General features: G+C 54.6%; 11 protein-coding genes. 4 read left to right on the forward strand and 7 right to left on the reverse strand.

What is annotated here, in order from left to right; all coding sequences use genetic code 11:
- Nucleotides 1-20: 20 nt before the first annotated feature.
- Entirely contained in the window at nt 21-902 is an 882-nt protein-coding gene (locus ACZ5PT_RS09975; protein ID WP_464266672.1) for a serine hydrolase, read from the forward strand.
- Here the strand turns inward: ACZ5PT_RS09975 and ACZ5PT_RS09980 are convergent.
- Nucleotides 877-2,157, reverse strand: a complete 1,281-nt coding sequence (locus ACZ5PT_RS09980; protein ID WP_464266673.1) for a serine hydrolase — start codon at nt 2,155-2,157, stop codon at nt 877-879. The two genes, ACZ5PT_RS09975 and ACZ5PT_RS09980, sit on opposite strands and share 26 nt — an antisense overlap.
- Nucleotides 2,154-5,078, reverse strand: coding sequence for a PEP/pyruvate-binding domain-containing protein (locus ACZ5PT_RS09985; protein WP_464266674.1), 2,925 nt, complete (start codon nt 5,076-5,078; stop codon nt 2,154-2,156). Before ACZ5PT_RS09985 ends, ACZ5PT_RS09980 begins: the two co-directional genes overlap by 4 nt.
- Nucleotides 5,079-5,417: 339 nt before the next feature.
- Here ACZ5PT_RS09985 and ACZ5PT_RS09990 point away from each other — a divergent pair, with 339 nt between their 5' ends.
- Nucleotides 5,418-6,659, forward strand: coding sequence for an HDOD domain-containing protein (locus tag ACZ5PT_RS09990; protein ID WP_464266675.1), 1,242 nt, complete (start codon nt 5,418-5,420; stop codon nt 6,657-6,659).
- 1 nt (nt 6,660) lies between these two features.
- On the opposite strand, the gene ACZ5PT_RS09995 is transcribed toward ACZ5PT_RS09990, so the two are convergent.
- The 3 genes from ACZ5PT_RS09995 to ACZ5PT_RS10005 form a co-directional block, all read right to left on the reverse strand.
- Complete coding sequence (locus ACZ5PT_RS09995) at nt 6,661-7,368, reverse strand: response regulator transcription factor (RefSeq protein WP_464266676.1); 708 nt, start codon at nt 7,366-7,368, stop codon at nt 6,661-6,663.
- Entirely contained in the window at nt 7,369-9,042 is a 1,674-nt protein-coding gene (locus ACZ5PT_RS10000) for a sensor histidine kinase (RefSeq protein ID WP_464266677.1), read from the reverse strand.
- A gap of 63 nt (nt 9,043-9,105) precedes the next feature.
- Nucleotides 9,106-10,437, reverse strand: coding sequence for a vWA domain-containing protein (locus tag ACZ5PT_RS10005; RefSeq protein WP_464266678.1), 1,332 nt, complete (start codon nt 10,435-10,437; stop codon nt 9,106-9,108).
- A gap of 226 nt (nt 10,438-10,663) precedes the next feature.
- Between ACZ5PT_RS10005 and ACZ5PT_RS10010 the strand changes: the two genes are divergently transcribed.
- Complete coding sequence (locus ACZ5PT_RS10010; RefSeq protein WP_464266679.1) at nt 10,664-11,818, forward strand: PP2C family protein-serine/threonine phosphatase; 1,155 nt, start codon at nt 10,664-10,666, stop codon at nt 11,816-11,818.
- An 8-nt stretch (nt 11,819-11,826) separates the two neighbouring features.
- Here ACZ5PT_RS10010 and ACZ5PT_RS10015 read toward each other — a convergent pair whose 3' ends face one another.
- Entirely contained in the window at nt 11,827-13,353 is a 1,527-nt protein-coding gene (locus tag ACZ5PT_RS10015) for an SDR family oxidoreductase (protein ID WP_464266680.1), read from the reverse strand.
- Between the two features lie 294 nt (nt 13,354-13,647).
- Between ACZ5PT_RS10015 and ACZ5PT_RS10020 the strand changes: the two genes are divergently transcribed.
- Entirely contained in the window at nt 13,648-15,354 is a 1,707-nt protein-coding gene (locus tag ACZ5PT_RS10020; RefSeq protein WP_464266681.1) for a sensor domain-containing diguanylate cyclase, read from the forward strand.
- A 48-nt stretch (nt 15,355-15,402) separates the two neighbouring features.
- Here the strand turns inward: ACZ5PT_RS10020 and ACZ5PT_RS10025 are convergent, their stop codons facing one another.
- Entirely contained in the window at nt 15,403-16,458 is a 1,056-nt protein-coding gene (locus ACZ5PT_RS10025; RefSeq protein WP_464266682.1) for an ABC transporter ATP-binding protein, read from the reverse strand.
- Nucleotide 16,459 lies beyond the last annotated feature (1 nt).

The following is a 16,459-nucleotide window of genomic DNA, read 5'->3' on the forward strand; positions in this document are numbered from 1 at the left end:
TTCATGTATAGTGCCTAACTATGCAAACAAAATGTAAAGTGTTTCTAATCTTCCTGCTGGTCCTCCAATTTACCTCTACCCCAGTATTTAGCTCTAATTCCGCTCCTGCGTTGGAGACTTGTCGCAGCAACCGTCTGCAGCAGGGACTTGAAGCCTGCCTGCGGGATCTGCACCTGGACAAGTCCGTGGCGCGGAAAAAGCTGAGTATCGCTTTGGTTGATATCACCGATCCTTTGCACCCGCTCCTGGCGGAAGTCAACGGCAATCGGATGATGTATGCAGCCAGTTTGCCCAAGATCGCCATTCTGCTCGGCGCTTTCGAACAGATCGAAAACGGCGAAATGAAGTTTGACCGCAAAACCGAGGATACGTTGACGCGGATGATCCGCAATTCCTCCAACCAGGCCGCCACCGAAATGCTCAACCGCGTCGGCAAGCCGTATCTGGCGAAATTGCTACAGTCTCCCAAGTATCGTCTTTACGATCCAGCTTATAACGGTGGACTTTGGGTCGGCAAGGATTACGGCAAGGCCGGTGCCTGGAAACGTGACCCGCTATCGAACTTGTCCCATGGTGCCACTGCTTTCCAGGTGGCGCGCTTCTACTACCTGTTGGAGACTGGTCAGTTGGTGTCGCCGGAAAAAAGCCTCGAGATGAAATCTATCCTCGGCAAACCGGCCATTTCACATAAATTTGTCAAAGGTCTCAAATCTCGCCCGGAAGCGGTGATCTTTCGCAAGTCCGGCTCCTGGCGTCAGTACCATGCTGACAGCGCCATTATCGAACATGACGGTCGGCGCTATATTGCCGTCGGTCTGGCCGAAGATTCTTCTGGTGGTGCCTGGCTGAGCAGTTTGATTGCCCGGCTGGATGATCTTATTCTGCAATCACCCTCTTCTTAAGCCGTTCCCGGTTGCGTTTTTGCAGCAGCCGGTGAATGCGCATCGCCAGGGTTTGGTGGGCGACGGCGGAGTTGACGCGCAGGACGTTCGAGGTCACCACGACCAGATAGTGCAGCCATTCATCTCCCCGTTGTTCCTCGATAATCGCCACCGAATTGAGCAAATTCTTTTTATTCCCCTGATACTTTCCACATTCGAAGTCCTCTTCCGGCTGACAACTGTACAGCGAGCCAGATTTAAAATAAACGGCCGAATGTTTCAGCGCCGGATGCGAAGCGTAGCGTATCCTTTTTTCGGTCATATAGAGCAGTTTTTTCAGCTCGAGACTGGAAAAGGCGTCGATCAGCGTTCCCTGTTCGATTTTTACCAATAATTGTAACAGGCTGCGGGTCGTGGCCCGACTGCTGCCACCGGGAATCAAGCGCTTGCCCTTCCTGGTAAAAAAACCGCCTTGCCGCAACTGTTGCGGGTCGATGCCGTTGCGTTGCAGCGGTGCGGGCAGGCTGCGGATCAACAGCTGCATCAACTTTTTTTTCCGGGTGTTTTGAAAGAAATCTTCCGCTTGCTTTTCCGTTGCCGGGTACTGCTGACCAAATTGTACCATTAAAAGGTATTCGCGCAGCACCATCGCTGCCGCCGCGTTGGAGCTGGGTGAGAGCATCCAGTCGAGCCAGCTCCAGAGATTGCTGCTGTCGCCGAGGCGAATTTTGCGATAAGTCATCTGCTGCCGTTGCGCATCCCAGAAGGGGACTTTGTGATGATCGCTGCGGATAAAGTGATCCGCGGTCAGCTGCCGACTACGCAGCAATTGGCGGCGTGCATCGATGTCATCGGGAAAGCGATCGGCCAGCGCCTGGAAGAGGGCGACGGCGATGATGATTTTCCCCAGGCTGCCCGGGTTGAAATTGACGTCGGCGCGATGTTCGGCGTAAAGCGGATTTTGCTGATCGCTCAACTCGAGCAGGGAAAAGCTGTAGTTCTCCAGCTCATCACCGAGCAGGGCGCTGATTTCGGCACTTAATTGTGCATCTGTTTCCGGAACCACAAAATCGGCATTTTCCGTTAAATGCGAGGTGATTTGATCGCTGTTTAACAGTGCCCCAGGAGACAGCTGCCGCCCCTTGACCGTTCCGAGCTGAAACAGGGCATAGCCCTCCAACCGCTTAATCCCGGTTTGCTCCGCGGCATCGAGCGGATAGCTCCAGGCGTTGCCTCCGAGTAGCAGCAGGATAAGGACGCTCGAGACGATTTTCATGGTTGCGCCGCCTGTGGCAGTTGCGTCAGGTCGACGGGGCGATTGTGCTGCCCGCGGCCTGCATCCAATTGTCTTAAAAATAGATCTTTTTTGACCCGTTTACTGTCTGCCAGTGGTCGGATCTGAAAGAGAATAAACTTCCCGTTGAGAAAACCAAATTCGATATCGGCCGGTTTTTGCTGTCCATTTTCCTGGCGCAGGCTGGGGAATTGTTTCGGTAGCAGCTCTGCCATCTGGCGCAGGATTTCGACCTCTGCGGTTGTCAGCAACTGCTGCGGAGCTGTGGCGGCAACTTTTTTTACCCCGCCGCTTGCTGATAAAATCCGCTTCTGGACGGCACTGGCTTGAGCCAATAGCCGCACTTTGCCGGTCTGTTTGTTGATCAGGATCTCCTCGGCCCGTTGCCCGTTGACCGCTCCGCCGACTCCTTCGTTGACGGCCACGTGCAGCTGATTTGAATCGCCACCAATGAGATCGGTGGTTGCCAGTACTCCTGATTTGTCGGCCGGAACGCTCTTCATCAACAGCACCGAGACATAAAGATGTTCCGGGCTGCGCATGTGCGCCTGCCGCCAGCTGTAGGCGCGCTCACTGAAGGGAGAAGCCCAGACTTTGCGGATCGCAGCGACGATATTGTTGAAGCCGACGACGTGCGGCACGGTTTTGTTCAGTCCAGCGCCGGTGAAGTTGGGTAGATCTTCGACGTTGGTGTCGCTGCGAACAAAGACCCCGTAGCTGCCGTCGGCACCGAATTGTTCTGCGAGGCTGTGCTGTAATTGTCCGAGAAATCCCTGGTCAAGGGGAGCGGTTTCGATGTGCTGGCGCATTTGCCGGAGAAAGTCACTGGTCCGACGTTGCTTCTCGGTTGGATCGTCCAGTTGTTGCAACTGCCGATAATTATCACGCAGCCAGACATGCAGCTTCTGTCCGCTGTCGGTTCGGGTTGTATTGAGCAGACTGCGAAAGCGACCGAAGGGGATCACTAGCGCGTCGGGTACCAGCTGCCGGTAGAGCTGCTTTAGTTCGCCCAGATTCGCTCCTTTGGGACCGGCAATCCGCCCGGAATCACTGGCCCGAATCTGTCCCAAGGGAAGGATGGCCTGCTGTTGCAGATCAAGTTTATTTAAGTCGGGAGAGATCAGGAAGTCACCCTTTGGCTGCTGTTTGAAGTGCTGTCGCCAGCTGGCGGAGTCGGCTTCGATTTGCACCACCCCAGCCGGACTGACGGCCAAGATGATGGTTTCTCCGGCGTGTTGGCTCAGTTCGCTCACCAGTTGTGCTGTCACCGCAAGGTTAGGGATGCCGAGATTGCGGGCCAGTAACTGGATATGGGAGAGGCTGTTGCCAGCGTTGCGGGTTAAGATGCCGGCGACCGGTGGTAACTCGGCAATGGTTTCCGGCAGCAGGTAAATGCCCTCTGCATTAAAAGCATGTTTCGTCGGATCGGCGACAATTTCCAGCGTGCCGCGCGCTAAACCGGGATTGAGCGGTTGCAGACCGGTCACAACTTTGCCGAACAGCCGCTGTTCCACACCGCGCAGCTGCTGACTGTCGTTGAGCAAGCTGTCGATGAGCAACGCAATCGGCATGAGCGGACTGGCGCGAAGTCTTTCCTGGAAAAAACCGTTGAAAGCGGGATCCAATGCGGCCAGATGATCCACCGGCTGTTCAAAATGGAAGCGCAGGTTTTGTTCCGCCCAGCGGCTGCTGCGGGCCAGCTGAGTTAGTTCGCGTTGATAGCTTTCTGCCGACAGTGGTTTTTGCCCTAAACGCTCAATCGCCTCCAACTGGCTGTTTCTTTGTCGCTCGGAAAGAAAACCGATGCCGTACAGCGCGTTGATCCCCTGTTCGATCCAGGCAAGTCGTTGTCGGCGGCTGGCTTGGGGAAGTTGCTCCAACAGTTGATTGGCGCTGCGATAGAAGGCATGTTCCAGATCAAGGCTGACCGTCAACCAGTCGAGTTGCTGTTGATTGTCTTTTCCCTGGGCAAGCTCATTGCGGATCTGCACCAATAATTGACTGGCGCGGGCAAAACGGATGTTGGCCGACAGTTTGTTCTCATCTCCACTGGGCTGATCTTTTTTGCGCCCAAGGCCAAGCCGGTAGGCGTCGCTCAGTGGTTGACCGCTTGGCCGGGTGACCAGGTCGATTAACTCTGCGAGCTGCAGGTACGGCTCGGCCTTATCTTTTGCCACATTGCGTCCGGCGAGGCGCACCAGATCGGCGTCCTTAGCTTCTGGTCTGGAATGCAGCTTGATGCGCAGCGGGGTAAAGTTGCTGTCATTTTTTTCAATTTCCACTGCCAGTTGACGCATTTCGGTCAAAGGTACGTGTTGCCGACCGTGAGGCAGCAGCCGGACCGCTTCCCGCAGTAGGAGGAAATGCTCCCCGAGCATTTCCTCCTGTTCGAGGAGGCCCCGCAACAGTGCTCCGCCATGCCAGTTTTCATCCTCGTCCTGAATCGCGCCCCGGTAGTAACGTGCACGCCGTAAAATCCAGCCATCATCGGCATCGATCAGATATTGTTCGAGCATGATCTGCTTGAGCTGGTTTGGCCAATCTTGTTTATTGTAGAAACTTTCTGGCCAGAGGTCAGCCAGGAGGGTAGCGATTTGATAGTTGTTCTGTCGCAACAGCTTAACCTGGTCGGTCCATTCGCCATGCTGGACACCACCGTCGTGTTCCCTGCAGGAAAAAGGTTTTGGCGCTAAAATACTGCCGTCGTTGCAGAACCAGCGAATTCGTTTAAACGGCCCGCGGCGTTTTTTCTTCATTTGCCCAATCCAGTTTTGCAGGTCGAGCCGTTCGCTGAGACTGTTGTCCATCAGGACAGGTCTGGATGACGCCTGTGTCACGGCACTGGCCGGGCTGATCAACAGCAGGGGGATAAGTAATAACAGAGACATTCGAAAAAGTGGCATTCGTTTCTCCATGAAAGGCGGAACTGCTTTGTCAGTTTAGCAAAGAAAGCTTATCTCTGCGCAGGGTCGGATACTGAGGAAAGTGTGTTGATCAGCATTAACCGTCGGCTATAAGTGTCTTTTCGGCCCCCTAATGTTGGTTGGAATTCGGTGTGCTGCTCGATCTGGAGCATGGAATTGAGACTTTTTTGTCATTATTTCAGATATTTGTCGCCATTAGTAAAAGCAAGTTGCTTGTTTTTTTTGATGTCTGTTATGATGCTCTAATGATGTTTTGGTTTTAGTGGTGAATCCAGTTGTTTTTCAAGCAAATTTACGACCTGTATAGGGGATATAACTTTGGCTTTTGTTTATATCGATGATTTGAAAGTCGGGATGGTCCTGGGGGATGACCTTTTTACCTCAAAGAATCGGTTGATTCTGGCTGAAGGGGTGGAATTACAGGCAGAGCATCTGGAGATGTTCAAATCTTGGGGAATTATCGAGGTCGATATTGCCGAAGAGAGCTTGGGAGAGGAATATCTCCGCCAGCAGGAAGCGATCACCCAGTTTACTGAACAGGCGGAAAGTTACCTGTTTCGCCGTTTTATCCTCAATGATGTCGATCAGGAACCGATCGCCACTATCCATCGCCATATCGTGCATCGCTTTGCTCAGAGTTTGCTGCACGGTTGGGAGCCGGTGGTTTTCCAGGGGACCATCGCCGTCGATAGTGATGAGCGCCTCCCACCGGTGAGTGTGCCGAAACTTTTGACGGGGGATGCCGAACTGGTGTCTCTGCCCGGTGTTTATAATCATATCGTCGAAGTTCTCAATCATCCTGATTCCTCTTCGCATAAGCTTGCCGAAGTGATAAGTAAAGATGCCAACCTGACAGTGAGGTTGCTGTCGTTGGTTAACAGTCCCCTTTATGGCTTCTCTGGCAAGATAGATTCTATTTCACGAGCGGTTTCGCTGCTCGGAACCAATGAGTTGACCTCGCTTGCCCTAGGGGTTTCGGTCGTTCGACAGTTCAAGAACATTCCCACCGAACTGCTCGATATGGATTCTTTCTGGCGGCATTCAATCCGTTGCGGCCTGTTTGCTCGTATCTTCGCCAAGCATTTGAACCTGCCGGGAGAAGAAGGTTTTTTCACTGGGGGACTGTTGCACGATATTGGCCGCTTGATCATATTGGAGAGGGTGCCGAAGCATTATAGCCGTGCTATCGTCAAGGCACGGAATGATCATGTAGAGATGTATCGCGCGGAACAGGAGTGCCTGCAAACCGATCACAGTATTGTCGGCAAACTATTGTCAATGCGCTGGCGCCTGCCGACCGCTTTAACGCGGATGATCGGTGGCCACCACTCACCGAGTGCCAATCACTTTGCGTTGGAGTCTTCGCTGATGCATGTCGCCGATGTGTTGGCTCACGCTTGTGGCCACGAGGTCAATCTGGTTAACGAAGTCCCGCCATTGCAACTCAAGGCCTGGGAAGCCACCGGGCTCAAAGTAGAGATGATCGCTCCGACGATCCGTCAGGTCGACGCTGAGTTCAAGGATATTGTCCGCATCTTCTTCGGCAGTGCCGAGGATTGACCTACGCCATAATTCCCAACCGATAACCCACCCCATGAACCGTGAGAATGACTTTCGGCTGCGCCGGATTGTCCTCAACCTTTTTCCTTAATTGCGCAATGTGCTGATCGAGGGTGCGAGTGGTGCCGAAGTAATCGACACCCCAGGCCGCGTTGAGCAGATCGTTGCGACTCAGAACTTCATTTGGATGACTGAAGAAAACTTCCAGTAGTTTTAGTTCCCGTGGCGTCAGGCTGAAGCTCTGTCCCTCTCGCTGGAGGCGGTAGTTTTTGCGCTCGATCACTGCGCTACCGAGGTTAAAACTGTCTGGGAGTTCGGCCGCTTCGCTTGGTTGACTGTTGTTTGCGCGGCGCAGCACGGCGGCGATCCGGGCGCGTAATTCATGCACGCCAAACGGCTTGGTGATGTAATCATCGGCCCCCAATTCCAGCCCGATCACCTTATCAATCTCTTCACCTTTGGCGGTAATCAGAATAATCGGCGTTAAGCTGTCGCTTTTGCGGATTTCACGGCACAGATCAAAGCCGCTGCGTTCCGGCATCATCACATCGAGCAACAGCAGATCCGGTTTGCTCTGTCGGTATCTGGCCAGGGCCTGAGCACCATCGGCACAAGGCAGAACCTGGTAGCCCTCGATCTCCAGCAGATCGATCAATCCCTGGCGTAGGTCGGTATCGTCTTCGGCCAGCAGAATGCTGATTTGTGCCATTTATTCCTCCTCTGCGCTCGGCAGCAGCAATTCAAAACAGCAGCCTTCGCCATCGGTTGGGCAGTACTCGAGCCGGCCACCCAACCCTTGTGCCAGTTGCCGGGAGATGCTCAGCCCCAATCCGGAACCTTGTTGACGGGTGGTCAGGGAATTGTCAAGGCGGTGAAATTTATCAAAAATCCGCTGCCTTTGCGTGGCGGGAATTCCCGGCCCCCAATCGCGCAGCCGCAGTCTGATTGTGTCGTCGCTGCAGGTGACTTGCAGTTGCAACCGCTTTCCCGCAGCAGCATATTTGATCCCGTTATCGAGCAGGTTGAGGATGATCTGTTCCAGCGCATCACGATCACTGCGCAGTCGGCATGGTGACTGCGGCAGTTTGGTTTCGAGCCGGATGTCGGCTTCGAGCAGACGTGGTTGTTGCGTTTCCATAAGCTCCCCGAGCAAATGACATAAATCGAATAAATCGTGTTGATATTGACGGCTGCCCTGTTCCAGACGGCTGAAGTCGAGCACATTGTTCACCAGCCGGGTCAGGCGTTGACTCTCTTTGATGATGGTCTGCAGATAGCGCTGTTGCTTGCTTGGCTCGCTTATTTTTCCTTCGCCGAGCAGCTCGGCGTACAAGCGGATGGTGGTCAGCGGTGTTTTCAGTTCATGCGAAACGTTGGAGACGAAGGAGGTCTTCTCGCTGGCATCGCGCAGATTGCGATAGGCTTGCCAGAGCAGCAACGAGCCGCCGAGCAAAATAGCGACGATGAAGGTGCCTATCAGCAGTGACCCGACCAGCAGGATGCCGCTGCCGGTCGTTGGCGTCGTGGGATCGGCATAGGCCGCCACCTGCCAGTGCGGTAACCGTTGAATCGTTACGGCAGCGAGTGGATGCAGTTCCGGCAGGATCTCGAAGTGGCCGACCTGATGAAAAATGTTGCCGTTGCCGTCGAGCAGGGCATAGCTCTCTTGCTGGCCGGGTTGTAGCGCGAGGGTGCCGAGCAGTCGGCTGAGCAGCGCCATCATTTCGACCTCAATTCCGTAGCGCTGATTGCTGCTGTCGGGGGTGATCCAGCCGAGCAGATGCAGTTGATCATCGGCGTACCAGCTGCGCCAACTGTTGACACCAGCTGTTGCCGCGGAAGAGGCAACGCTGTCGCTATCGGCCATTTCCGTGGCAGCCGGGGTTTGCTTGGCCAGTTGCCGCAGTTCGCGCCGTTCCTTAAGGATGCTGCTGGTTGCTGTGGGCTGGCCTTGGTTTTGCTGATCTGCCGCCGGTTCCTGCCAGTTGGATTGATTGGCAAACAGCGGCAGGTAACGACGAACGAAGGCCGCTTCCTCGGCGCTGGCCGGTTGTTCAGGATCGGGGACTAACAGTCCGTGGCCCGCTTGCCAGATGAAAACGTTGCGCACCAGCGGGTTGCTGCGTTTCCAATTGTACAGTTGCTGCGGCAGGTTCTGTTGCGGCAGCTGCTGCAGGGTTTGTTGCAGGCCGTCTTGAACCTCGGCCACCGCCAGATCGATATTGGCGGCGATGCCCGCAACCCGGTCGTCGATGGCTTTACGGTTGCTGCTGAGCAGCCGCGCCTCCTCACTCTGCAGCAGCCGTAAAGCACCGACCCCGAGTAATAGGGTCGGTATCAGCAACAACATCCAGGCGAGGATGATCCGTTTGGTTTTGGACATAGAGGCATGTCTTTCGTGCCCGCAGAGTCTGCGGCTATGACCGCGGACTTTGCGGAACAGTTATCAATAATTTTTTTGCTGCTTACGTACCTTGTAGCTCTCCGAACGGATTCCTTTTTTCACCGCACTCGGCAGGGCCGGGACCGAGAAGGTTGCCGCATCGCTTTCAAATTCTTCGGCTTCCTCGGCCAGATCGCTGAAACCGAGGGCCGCACTCTGGCTTTTCAGTTTGTCGCTACTCTGGCGAATTTCGCTGACCGCTTCATCTTTACGTCCGGCGTTGTAAAGGTCAAGGGCCCGTTCGCGACTGGCAGCGATTTCATTTTCGACCACCGCTTTAATGACTGGTTTATTGGCCGATTCGAGGACCTCCTGCGGGCGTGGCGAAAAGCGCACCTGAGCCAGGGCGGTGGCACTTTCCTGTCGATTGGTCAGGGCGTTTTCGTAGTAACAGCGGGCGGCGGCGATTTTCTGCACCTGCTCCGGGCGGCCAGGATTGACCTGCACTTCGAGCAGGACGTATTTCTCCTGCCCGGCGTAGAGCTGGTTGAGGTGGATCTCCACCCGGTTGCCGGAAATCCGTCCTTCGCGGCCGATTATCCGCAATGGCCGAACCCCAACCGGAGTTTCCAGTTCAAGGCTGATGCGGCGGGCGGCGACGCTGAGCACATCGCCAAGCTCGGAGGCAAAGATGCGTGGCAGATCGATACTCGATTCGACGAAATAGTGGTTGCCGTCACTGCGGTCTGCCAGTTGGCTCATCAAGTCTTCGTTGAAGCTGCCACCGATGCCGATGGTGGTGACGGAGATGCCTTCTTTGAGCAGTGCCGCACCGAGACGGGCCAGATCGCTCGGCGAACTGGGACCGACATTGGCCAGCCCATCGGAGAGCAGCACGACGCGGTGTACGTAATTGCGCTCAAGATTTTTTCGTATCTCCGCAGCGCCCTGACTGACCGCACCGAACAGGGCGGTATTGCCGCCCGCGCCAATGCGCCGGATCTGCGCTTCGATCCATTCGCTGTTAGCGGCCGACTGCGGCGGAATCAGGGTCTGCACATTGTGATCGTAGATAACCAGAGAAAAGAGGTCCTGGGTGTCGAGCATGCGCAGTGCGGTGATGGCGGCATCCCGCGCCTTGACGATCTTATCGCCTGCCATCGAGCCGGAGCGGTCAAGGACCAGGGTGAGATTGACCGGTGGGCGGGCCGTTTCGCGTGGAATTTCCGGGACTTGCAGGGCAATCTTGATGATGGCCGTTTCGCGTTGCCCGACCGGCAGGACATCGCGGTCGAGGCTCAAGTCAAGGTTGAGCAGCGGCGCCGCCTGGACGATTGAACTGGTGAGCAGCAATAGCAGCAGGGTCGGGATCAGGTTTTTTCGCATCGATTTCATCTCACACTCCTAGACTTGGGTTTAAGTATCCCCAGTTGAGCAGTGTCTGCGATAAGAGTGGTCATGGGTTGGTCAAAGATTTGTAAAGAAAATGTCATGCCCCGTTATTGCGGTCAATTAATTTGTCATATCCTGAATATTAATGCCATGCAGGGAATTGACATGCTGGTCATCCTGAGCAAGACTTGGTGTTAAGGGCCAGCGGATGGCAAGTTGAAGGACATTTATGACATTGAAGCCCGTGGATAATAATCAGACAATTTTGTTGGTCGATGACAGCCCGGTCAATCTGGAACTTCTCAAGGAGACCCTCGATGGCCTGGGGTATCGCCTCTTTGCTGCCGCAGATGGGCAGACCGCCTTGGAACTGTCCCGGAGTGAACTGCCGGATTTGATTCTGCTCGATATCCTGATGCCAGGTATGGACGGTTTTGAGGTCTGTCAACGTTTGCGTGAAGAACCTCTGACTAGCGGGATTCCGGTGATTTTTCTCTCGGCGCTGGACGATATGGAGGATAAGGTCCGAGGTCTGGAACTGGGGGCGGTCGATTACATTGCCAAGCCGTTCCGCCTGGAAGAGGTGATCGCCCGGGTCAATACCCACTTGACGATTAATCATCTGAAAAGGAAAGTCCAGAAGCAGCGCGATGCGTTGGAGCATGAACTGCAGCAGGTTGCCGATGCGCAGCGCTCACTGCTGCTGAAAAATCTGCCACAGATCAGTGGCTTTCGTCTGGCGGTCATTTACGAAACCAGCCGTTATGCCGGTGGTGATTTGTTTGATGTGCTGCCATTGGCGGATGGTTGTTGGGGACTGTTGGTTGCCGATGTTGAGGGCCATAGTACCCAGGCGGCGGTTTTGATGGCGATGAGTTGTGCCCTGCTGCGATCTTTTTCTGGCGATGGCAGTGATCCTGTGGCGGTGCTGCGGTACCTGAATACCCAGCTGTGCAAAGTTTCTGATTCACGGATGGTGACGGCTCTTTATGCTGTTTATGATGCCAATAAGCGGACGCTGAAGTTGGCCCGGGCCGGACATTTGCAGCCGCTGCTCTATCGTCCCTCGATCGGAGTGCGGGAGCTTTTCTGCGAAGGGATCTTCCCGATGGGGCTGAAGTCCTATGATGACGAGCTGATCCCGGTTGAGGAGGTCAGGTTGCAGTCGGGAGATCTGTTGCTGTTCTACACCGATGGCCTCATTGAGCGGTTCGATAATGATGGACAGATGTACGGCGTGGAGCGCTTGAGTGAACAGCTGGCCAAGGCAGAAGGTGAAACTCCGGAAGAAATGCTGCAACAAATTTATGCCGATGTCGCATCTTTCGTTGCTGGTCGTCCCGCCGACGATGACCAGACCTTACTGCTGGCCATCGTCGATTGAGGTTCTCTCTAGTCGGGCATTTGGTCGTTGTCTGGCTTAAAGCTCTCCGGCCCACTTATAATCTGCGTTTTCGCGGCATTTGCGATGCCGCGCAGCATGCCGTTAAAGACGTAGCTATGGAAGGGTGTCACCGCATACCAGTAAAGTAAGCCGAATAAACCACGCGGTAAAAAGCGGGCGACTTGATTCAACTCGGTCCGACCATCTCCCAGGTCTGTTAATTTGAAGTAGAGGACCGCTTCACCCGGCAGCTTCATCTCGGCGTTGAGCAGGAGCTGCTTCGGTTGCTCCACATCGACTACTCGCCAGAAGTCGAGCGCGTCGCCAGGAAAGATTTCCAGTGATTCACGCCGACCGCGGCTCAGGCCGACGCCACCGAAAACGCGGTCAATCATGCCGCGTAATTTCCATAACCAATTGGCATAATACCAGCCAACTTTGCCACCGATTGATGCCAGTGCCGGCCAGATCTGCTCCGGTCGGGCGGTGATGGTGATCCGTCTGGCATCGGTGAAAATTTTCCCCCCCGCCCAATCTGGATCCCCATAGTTACTCCATTCGGCCGGGTGGATCGGTCCCGAGTCTGTCCAGGAGCTTTCCACCTGTTGCTGTTTCATCCTCTCCAGTGCCAGCCGGATCGCCTGGCGGCAATCAAACAGATCCTGAGGAAGCAGTTCGGCAATTCGGTTGTCATGGCAGATGACCGGATTTTTCAGTCCTTCAGTCAAGGGGCGGGCCAAGGCGGCGGGAATGGGAGTCAACAGGTGAATCCAGTAAGAACTCAGGCGTGGAGTAAGAAATGGCAGCGGAATTATCCAGCGTTTGCGCAGGCCAGCTTCCTCGGCATATATCCCCATGAGATCGCTATAGTTGAGGATTTCTGATTGGCCGATATCGAAGGTCTCGCCGAGTGTTTCCGGACACTCCAGGCAGCCGATCAGGTAATGCAGGACATTGCGCACGCCGATCGGCTGGCAGGGGGTGTCGACCCAGCGCGGCGTCAGGATCACCGGCAGGCGGTCGACCAGGTATCGCAGGATTTCGAATGCGGCGCTGCCGGAGCCGATAATCATCGCCGCGCGCAAAATGGTCACCGGCACCGGACCCAATTGCAGCAACTGACCGACTTCACTTCTCGATTGCAGGTGGTGGCTCAGGCCGCTGCCTTCCTCGCCTAACCCCCCGAGATAGATTATCTGTTGTAGTTTGGCAGCGGCGGCCGCTTTGGTCATGTTCATTGCCGCGACCCGGTCGGTATGGGAAAAATCATCGACCAGCGGGTTCATTGAATGGACCAGATAGTAGGCTGCCCGACAGCCTTCAAGCCCCTCTAGCAGGCTGGGGTAATCGAGGATGTCGCCGCAGACGATTTCCAGTTGCGGATGCTTTCCCCAGCGACGGTGGAGCAATTTCCCCGGGCTGCGTGCCAAGGCTCGAACCCGGTAACCTGCTGCTAATAAGCGGGGCACTAAACGGCCGCCGATATAACCTCCGGCTCCGGCAACAAAAATCGGCCGATCTTTATCTATCGTCATGGAATCCCTCCTGAGCTCTGTGTCGAAATTTCGACGCTTGTCTATTGTGCCGATAACATTGGTACTTTGGCAAGCCTCGATGCAAAATAAATCTTGTGTTGAGTCATAATTCCTCTGCAGACCCGTCGGAATCTGGCTGCTTTTACTTGCGTAAGAAACAATTAATGTTTATCGTGGTTCTTACCCACATTGAACTGGCGAGGAAGGGTGAGGTGCGGGCCGCTTTTTAGGCAGGCGCCAATTCCATCCCTTGCTTCGCCTTGCTGGCTGAAGACTTGTTTTTACTGAGGGGCAATGAACCAATTAACTTCTGCAGATTCTGACCCGAAATTTATTGCTGCCTGTCGGCAGATCGGGGACCTCCTCGCCGCTCTACAGCAGCCTGAAGATCGAGGGGTTTTGCCGGGCGCACGGGCCGAACTGTTGCAGGAAGGTTTTGATCAACTGACTGCGTTGATCAATAGCACCGACGATCAAATCTGGTTTGTTAATAAAGAGAAGCTGTTGTTGCTGGCGAATGATGCCAGTCGGGATAATTTTTTTGAGTTGATCGGCATCGAGATGCGGCCCGGTCTGTCGTGTGCCGAACTCCTGTCGCCCAATCTGGCCGCTTATTTTGATCAGGTTTATGATCGGGTGCTGACCGGGAAAACACTACGCTTTAACCATACCGGACTCAATGGGCGGGAATATGCGATGGTTGCTCAGCCGGTTGCATCAGCCGCCGGGATCGTCGGTATCTCTGTTTTTGGCAGTGACATCACAGAATTACACCAACTTCAGGAAGAGCTGCGTCGCTTCGAGCAGGTTATCTCCTCAACTCCCGATTTGATTGCGCTGATCGATCGTCACCATAATCATCAGGTGGTCAACGATTCCTACCTGGGAGCCTTCAATAAAACCCGTCAAGAGGTGCTCGCTGTCAATTTCCGTGAGTTGATCGGGGGAAAAAACTTCCGTCGCGATGCGCAAATCAACCTGGATATTGCCTTCAGCGGTGAAACGGTGCATACCGAAACCTGGGTTGATCTGCCGGGGCTGGGGCGCCGCTTGATGTCAATCACCTACCAGCCATTGCGCAGCCAGGATTTGATCCCGAAATACGTGGTCATCAACGGCCGCGATATTACCATCCTAAAGCAGGCTCAGGATGATCGGCAGCGGGTTTTCGAGGTCTCCCTCGATATGTTCTGTGTGACCGGTTTTGATGGCTGCTTTAAGGAACTTAATCCGGCCTGGACACGGACTCTTGGCTGGTCGTTGGAAGAGCTGAAAAAATCCCCTTGGACCAAATTCGTGCTTGAGGAAGATCGGGAACCGACACTTGCGGCCATCAAGCGACTGACCAATGGGGAAAAGCTGGTTGGTTTTGAAAACCGTTATCTTTGCAAGAATGGTTCGGTCAAGTGGCTGGCCTGGAGTGCTTATCCTGATATGGAGCGGCAGCGGATTTTTTCGGTGATCCGCGACATTACTACCAATAAAAAGATGGAAGAAGAACTCCGGCACCTGGCGACCACGGACCCATTGACTGGGGCCAACAACCGCCGTCATTTTATTGAGCATGTCACCGCAGCGACCAAACGCAGCCAACGTTATGCTCAGCCATTAGCAGTTCTGCTGATGGATATCGATTATTTTAAATCGGTCAACGATACCTATGGTCACGATATCGGTGACGAAGCGCTGATCAAACTGGTTGAATGTTGTCTGCAGGAATTACGCGAAACCGACCTGTTCGGGCGTTTTGGCGGCGAGGAGTTTGCCGCCGCATTGATACAGACCGACCAGAACGAAGCGCTGCAGGTTTGTGAACGCTTGTGCGAGCAACTCAGGAATATGCGTGTTCGTACCTGGCAGGGCGATCTGAGTCTTACCGTCAGTGTCGGTTTGACTATGCTCAGTGCTGACGATCTGTCAATTGATTCCGTTCTCAAACGGGCAGATGATGCCCTCTATCGGGCTAAAAACGCCGGTCGCGATCGGGTCGTTCTCTACTGAACGCGAACTTTCCTCAAATTTCTCTTTGCTCCCGTTTAGTCACTGACTTCAGCCAAGCGGAAACAGCACCAGGTGGCGGACATCCGGCTGAATGCCGATTTTTTCTCCCGGTTGGTGATCACAATGACTTGGCACCAGCGCCTGCACCTGATCGCCATTGGTGAGCAGCAGATGGTAGAGGATGTTGGCGCCGCGGAAGTTGCGGCGGATGACTTGTGCTTTGACCGGGCTGTCATCGTCGTGAACAATATCTTCCGGGCGAACCAGCAGCTGCACGGCGGTGTTCGCCGGCAGGGATTGATCGACCACACCTGCGAGCAGGCCGAGTCCGGTTTCGACTTGATTTTTTTGGCGGACAATCCCTGTTATCAGTGTTCCCTCGCCGACAAACTCGGCAATTTTCGGACTGATCGGTTGATGGTAAAGATTGTGGGCGTTGTCCCATTGCAGGATCTCGCCGTTGTGCATGACGCCGATCCGGTCGGCCACGGCGAAGGCTTCGTTCTGGTTATGGGTCACGAACAGCGCAGTGGTGCCGTACTCCTTGAGGATGTCACGGACCTCCATCGACAGTCGTTCGCGCAGCGTGACATCCAGATTGGAAAATGGCTCGTCCATTAGCAACAGGTGTGGTTGGGGTGCCAAGGCCCGCGCCAGAGCAACCCGTTGTTGCTGACCGCCGGAGATTTCATGCGGGTACTTGCTGTGTTCGCTGCGCAGGCCGACCAGTTCCAAGGCTTCGGTGATCCGGTGGAGCTGTTCCTTTTTCCCCAGGCCACTTAGGCCGAAAGCGACATTGTCGAAGATGGTCAGATGCGGAAACAGGGCGTAATCCTGAAAAACCATGCCGATCTGCCGTTTCGCCGGCGGTAGTGAAAAACTCGCGCTGCTGACGATCTCGCCAGCGATGGAGATTTTCCCATCGAGCAAGGCTTCAAATCCGGCAATGGTGCGCAAGACGGTGGTTTTGCCGCAACCGCTGGCACCGAGCAAGCAGCCGATCTCGCCTTTTTTGAGAGTCAGAGAGAGGTCTTTGACCACTAACTGTTTTCCGTAGGCCTGAGAAATCTGCTTTAATTCAAGGATCGTCTGGTTGTCATTCATC

Source organism: Desulfuromusa ferrireducens (genome assembly GCF_055389805.1).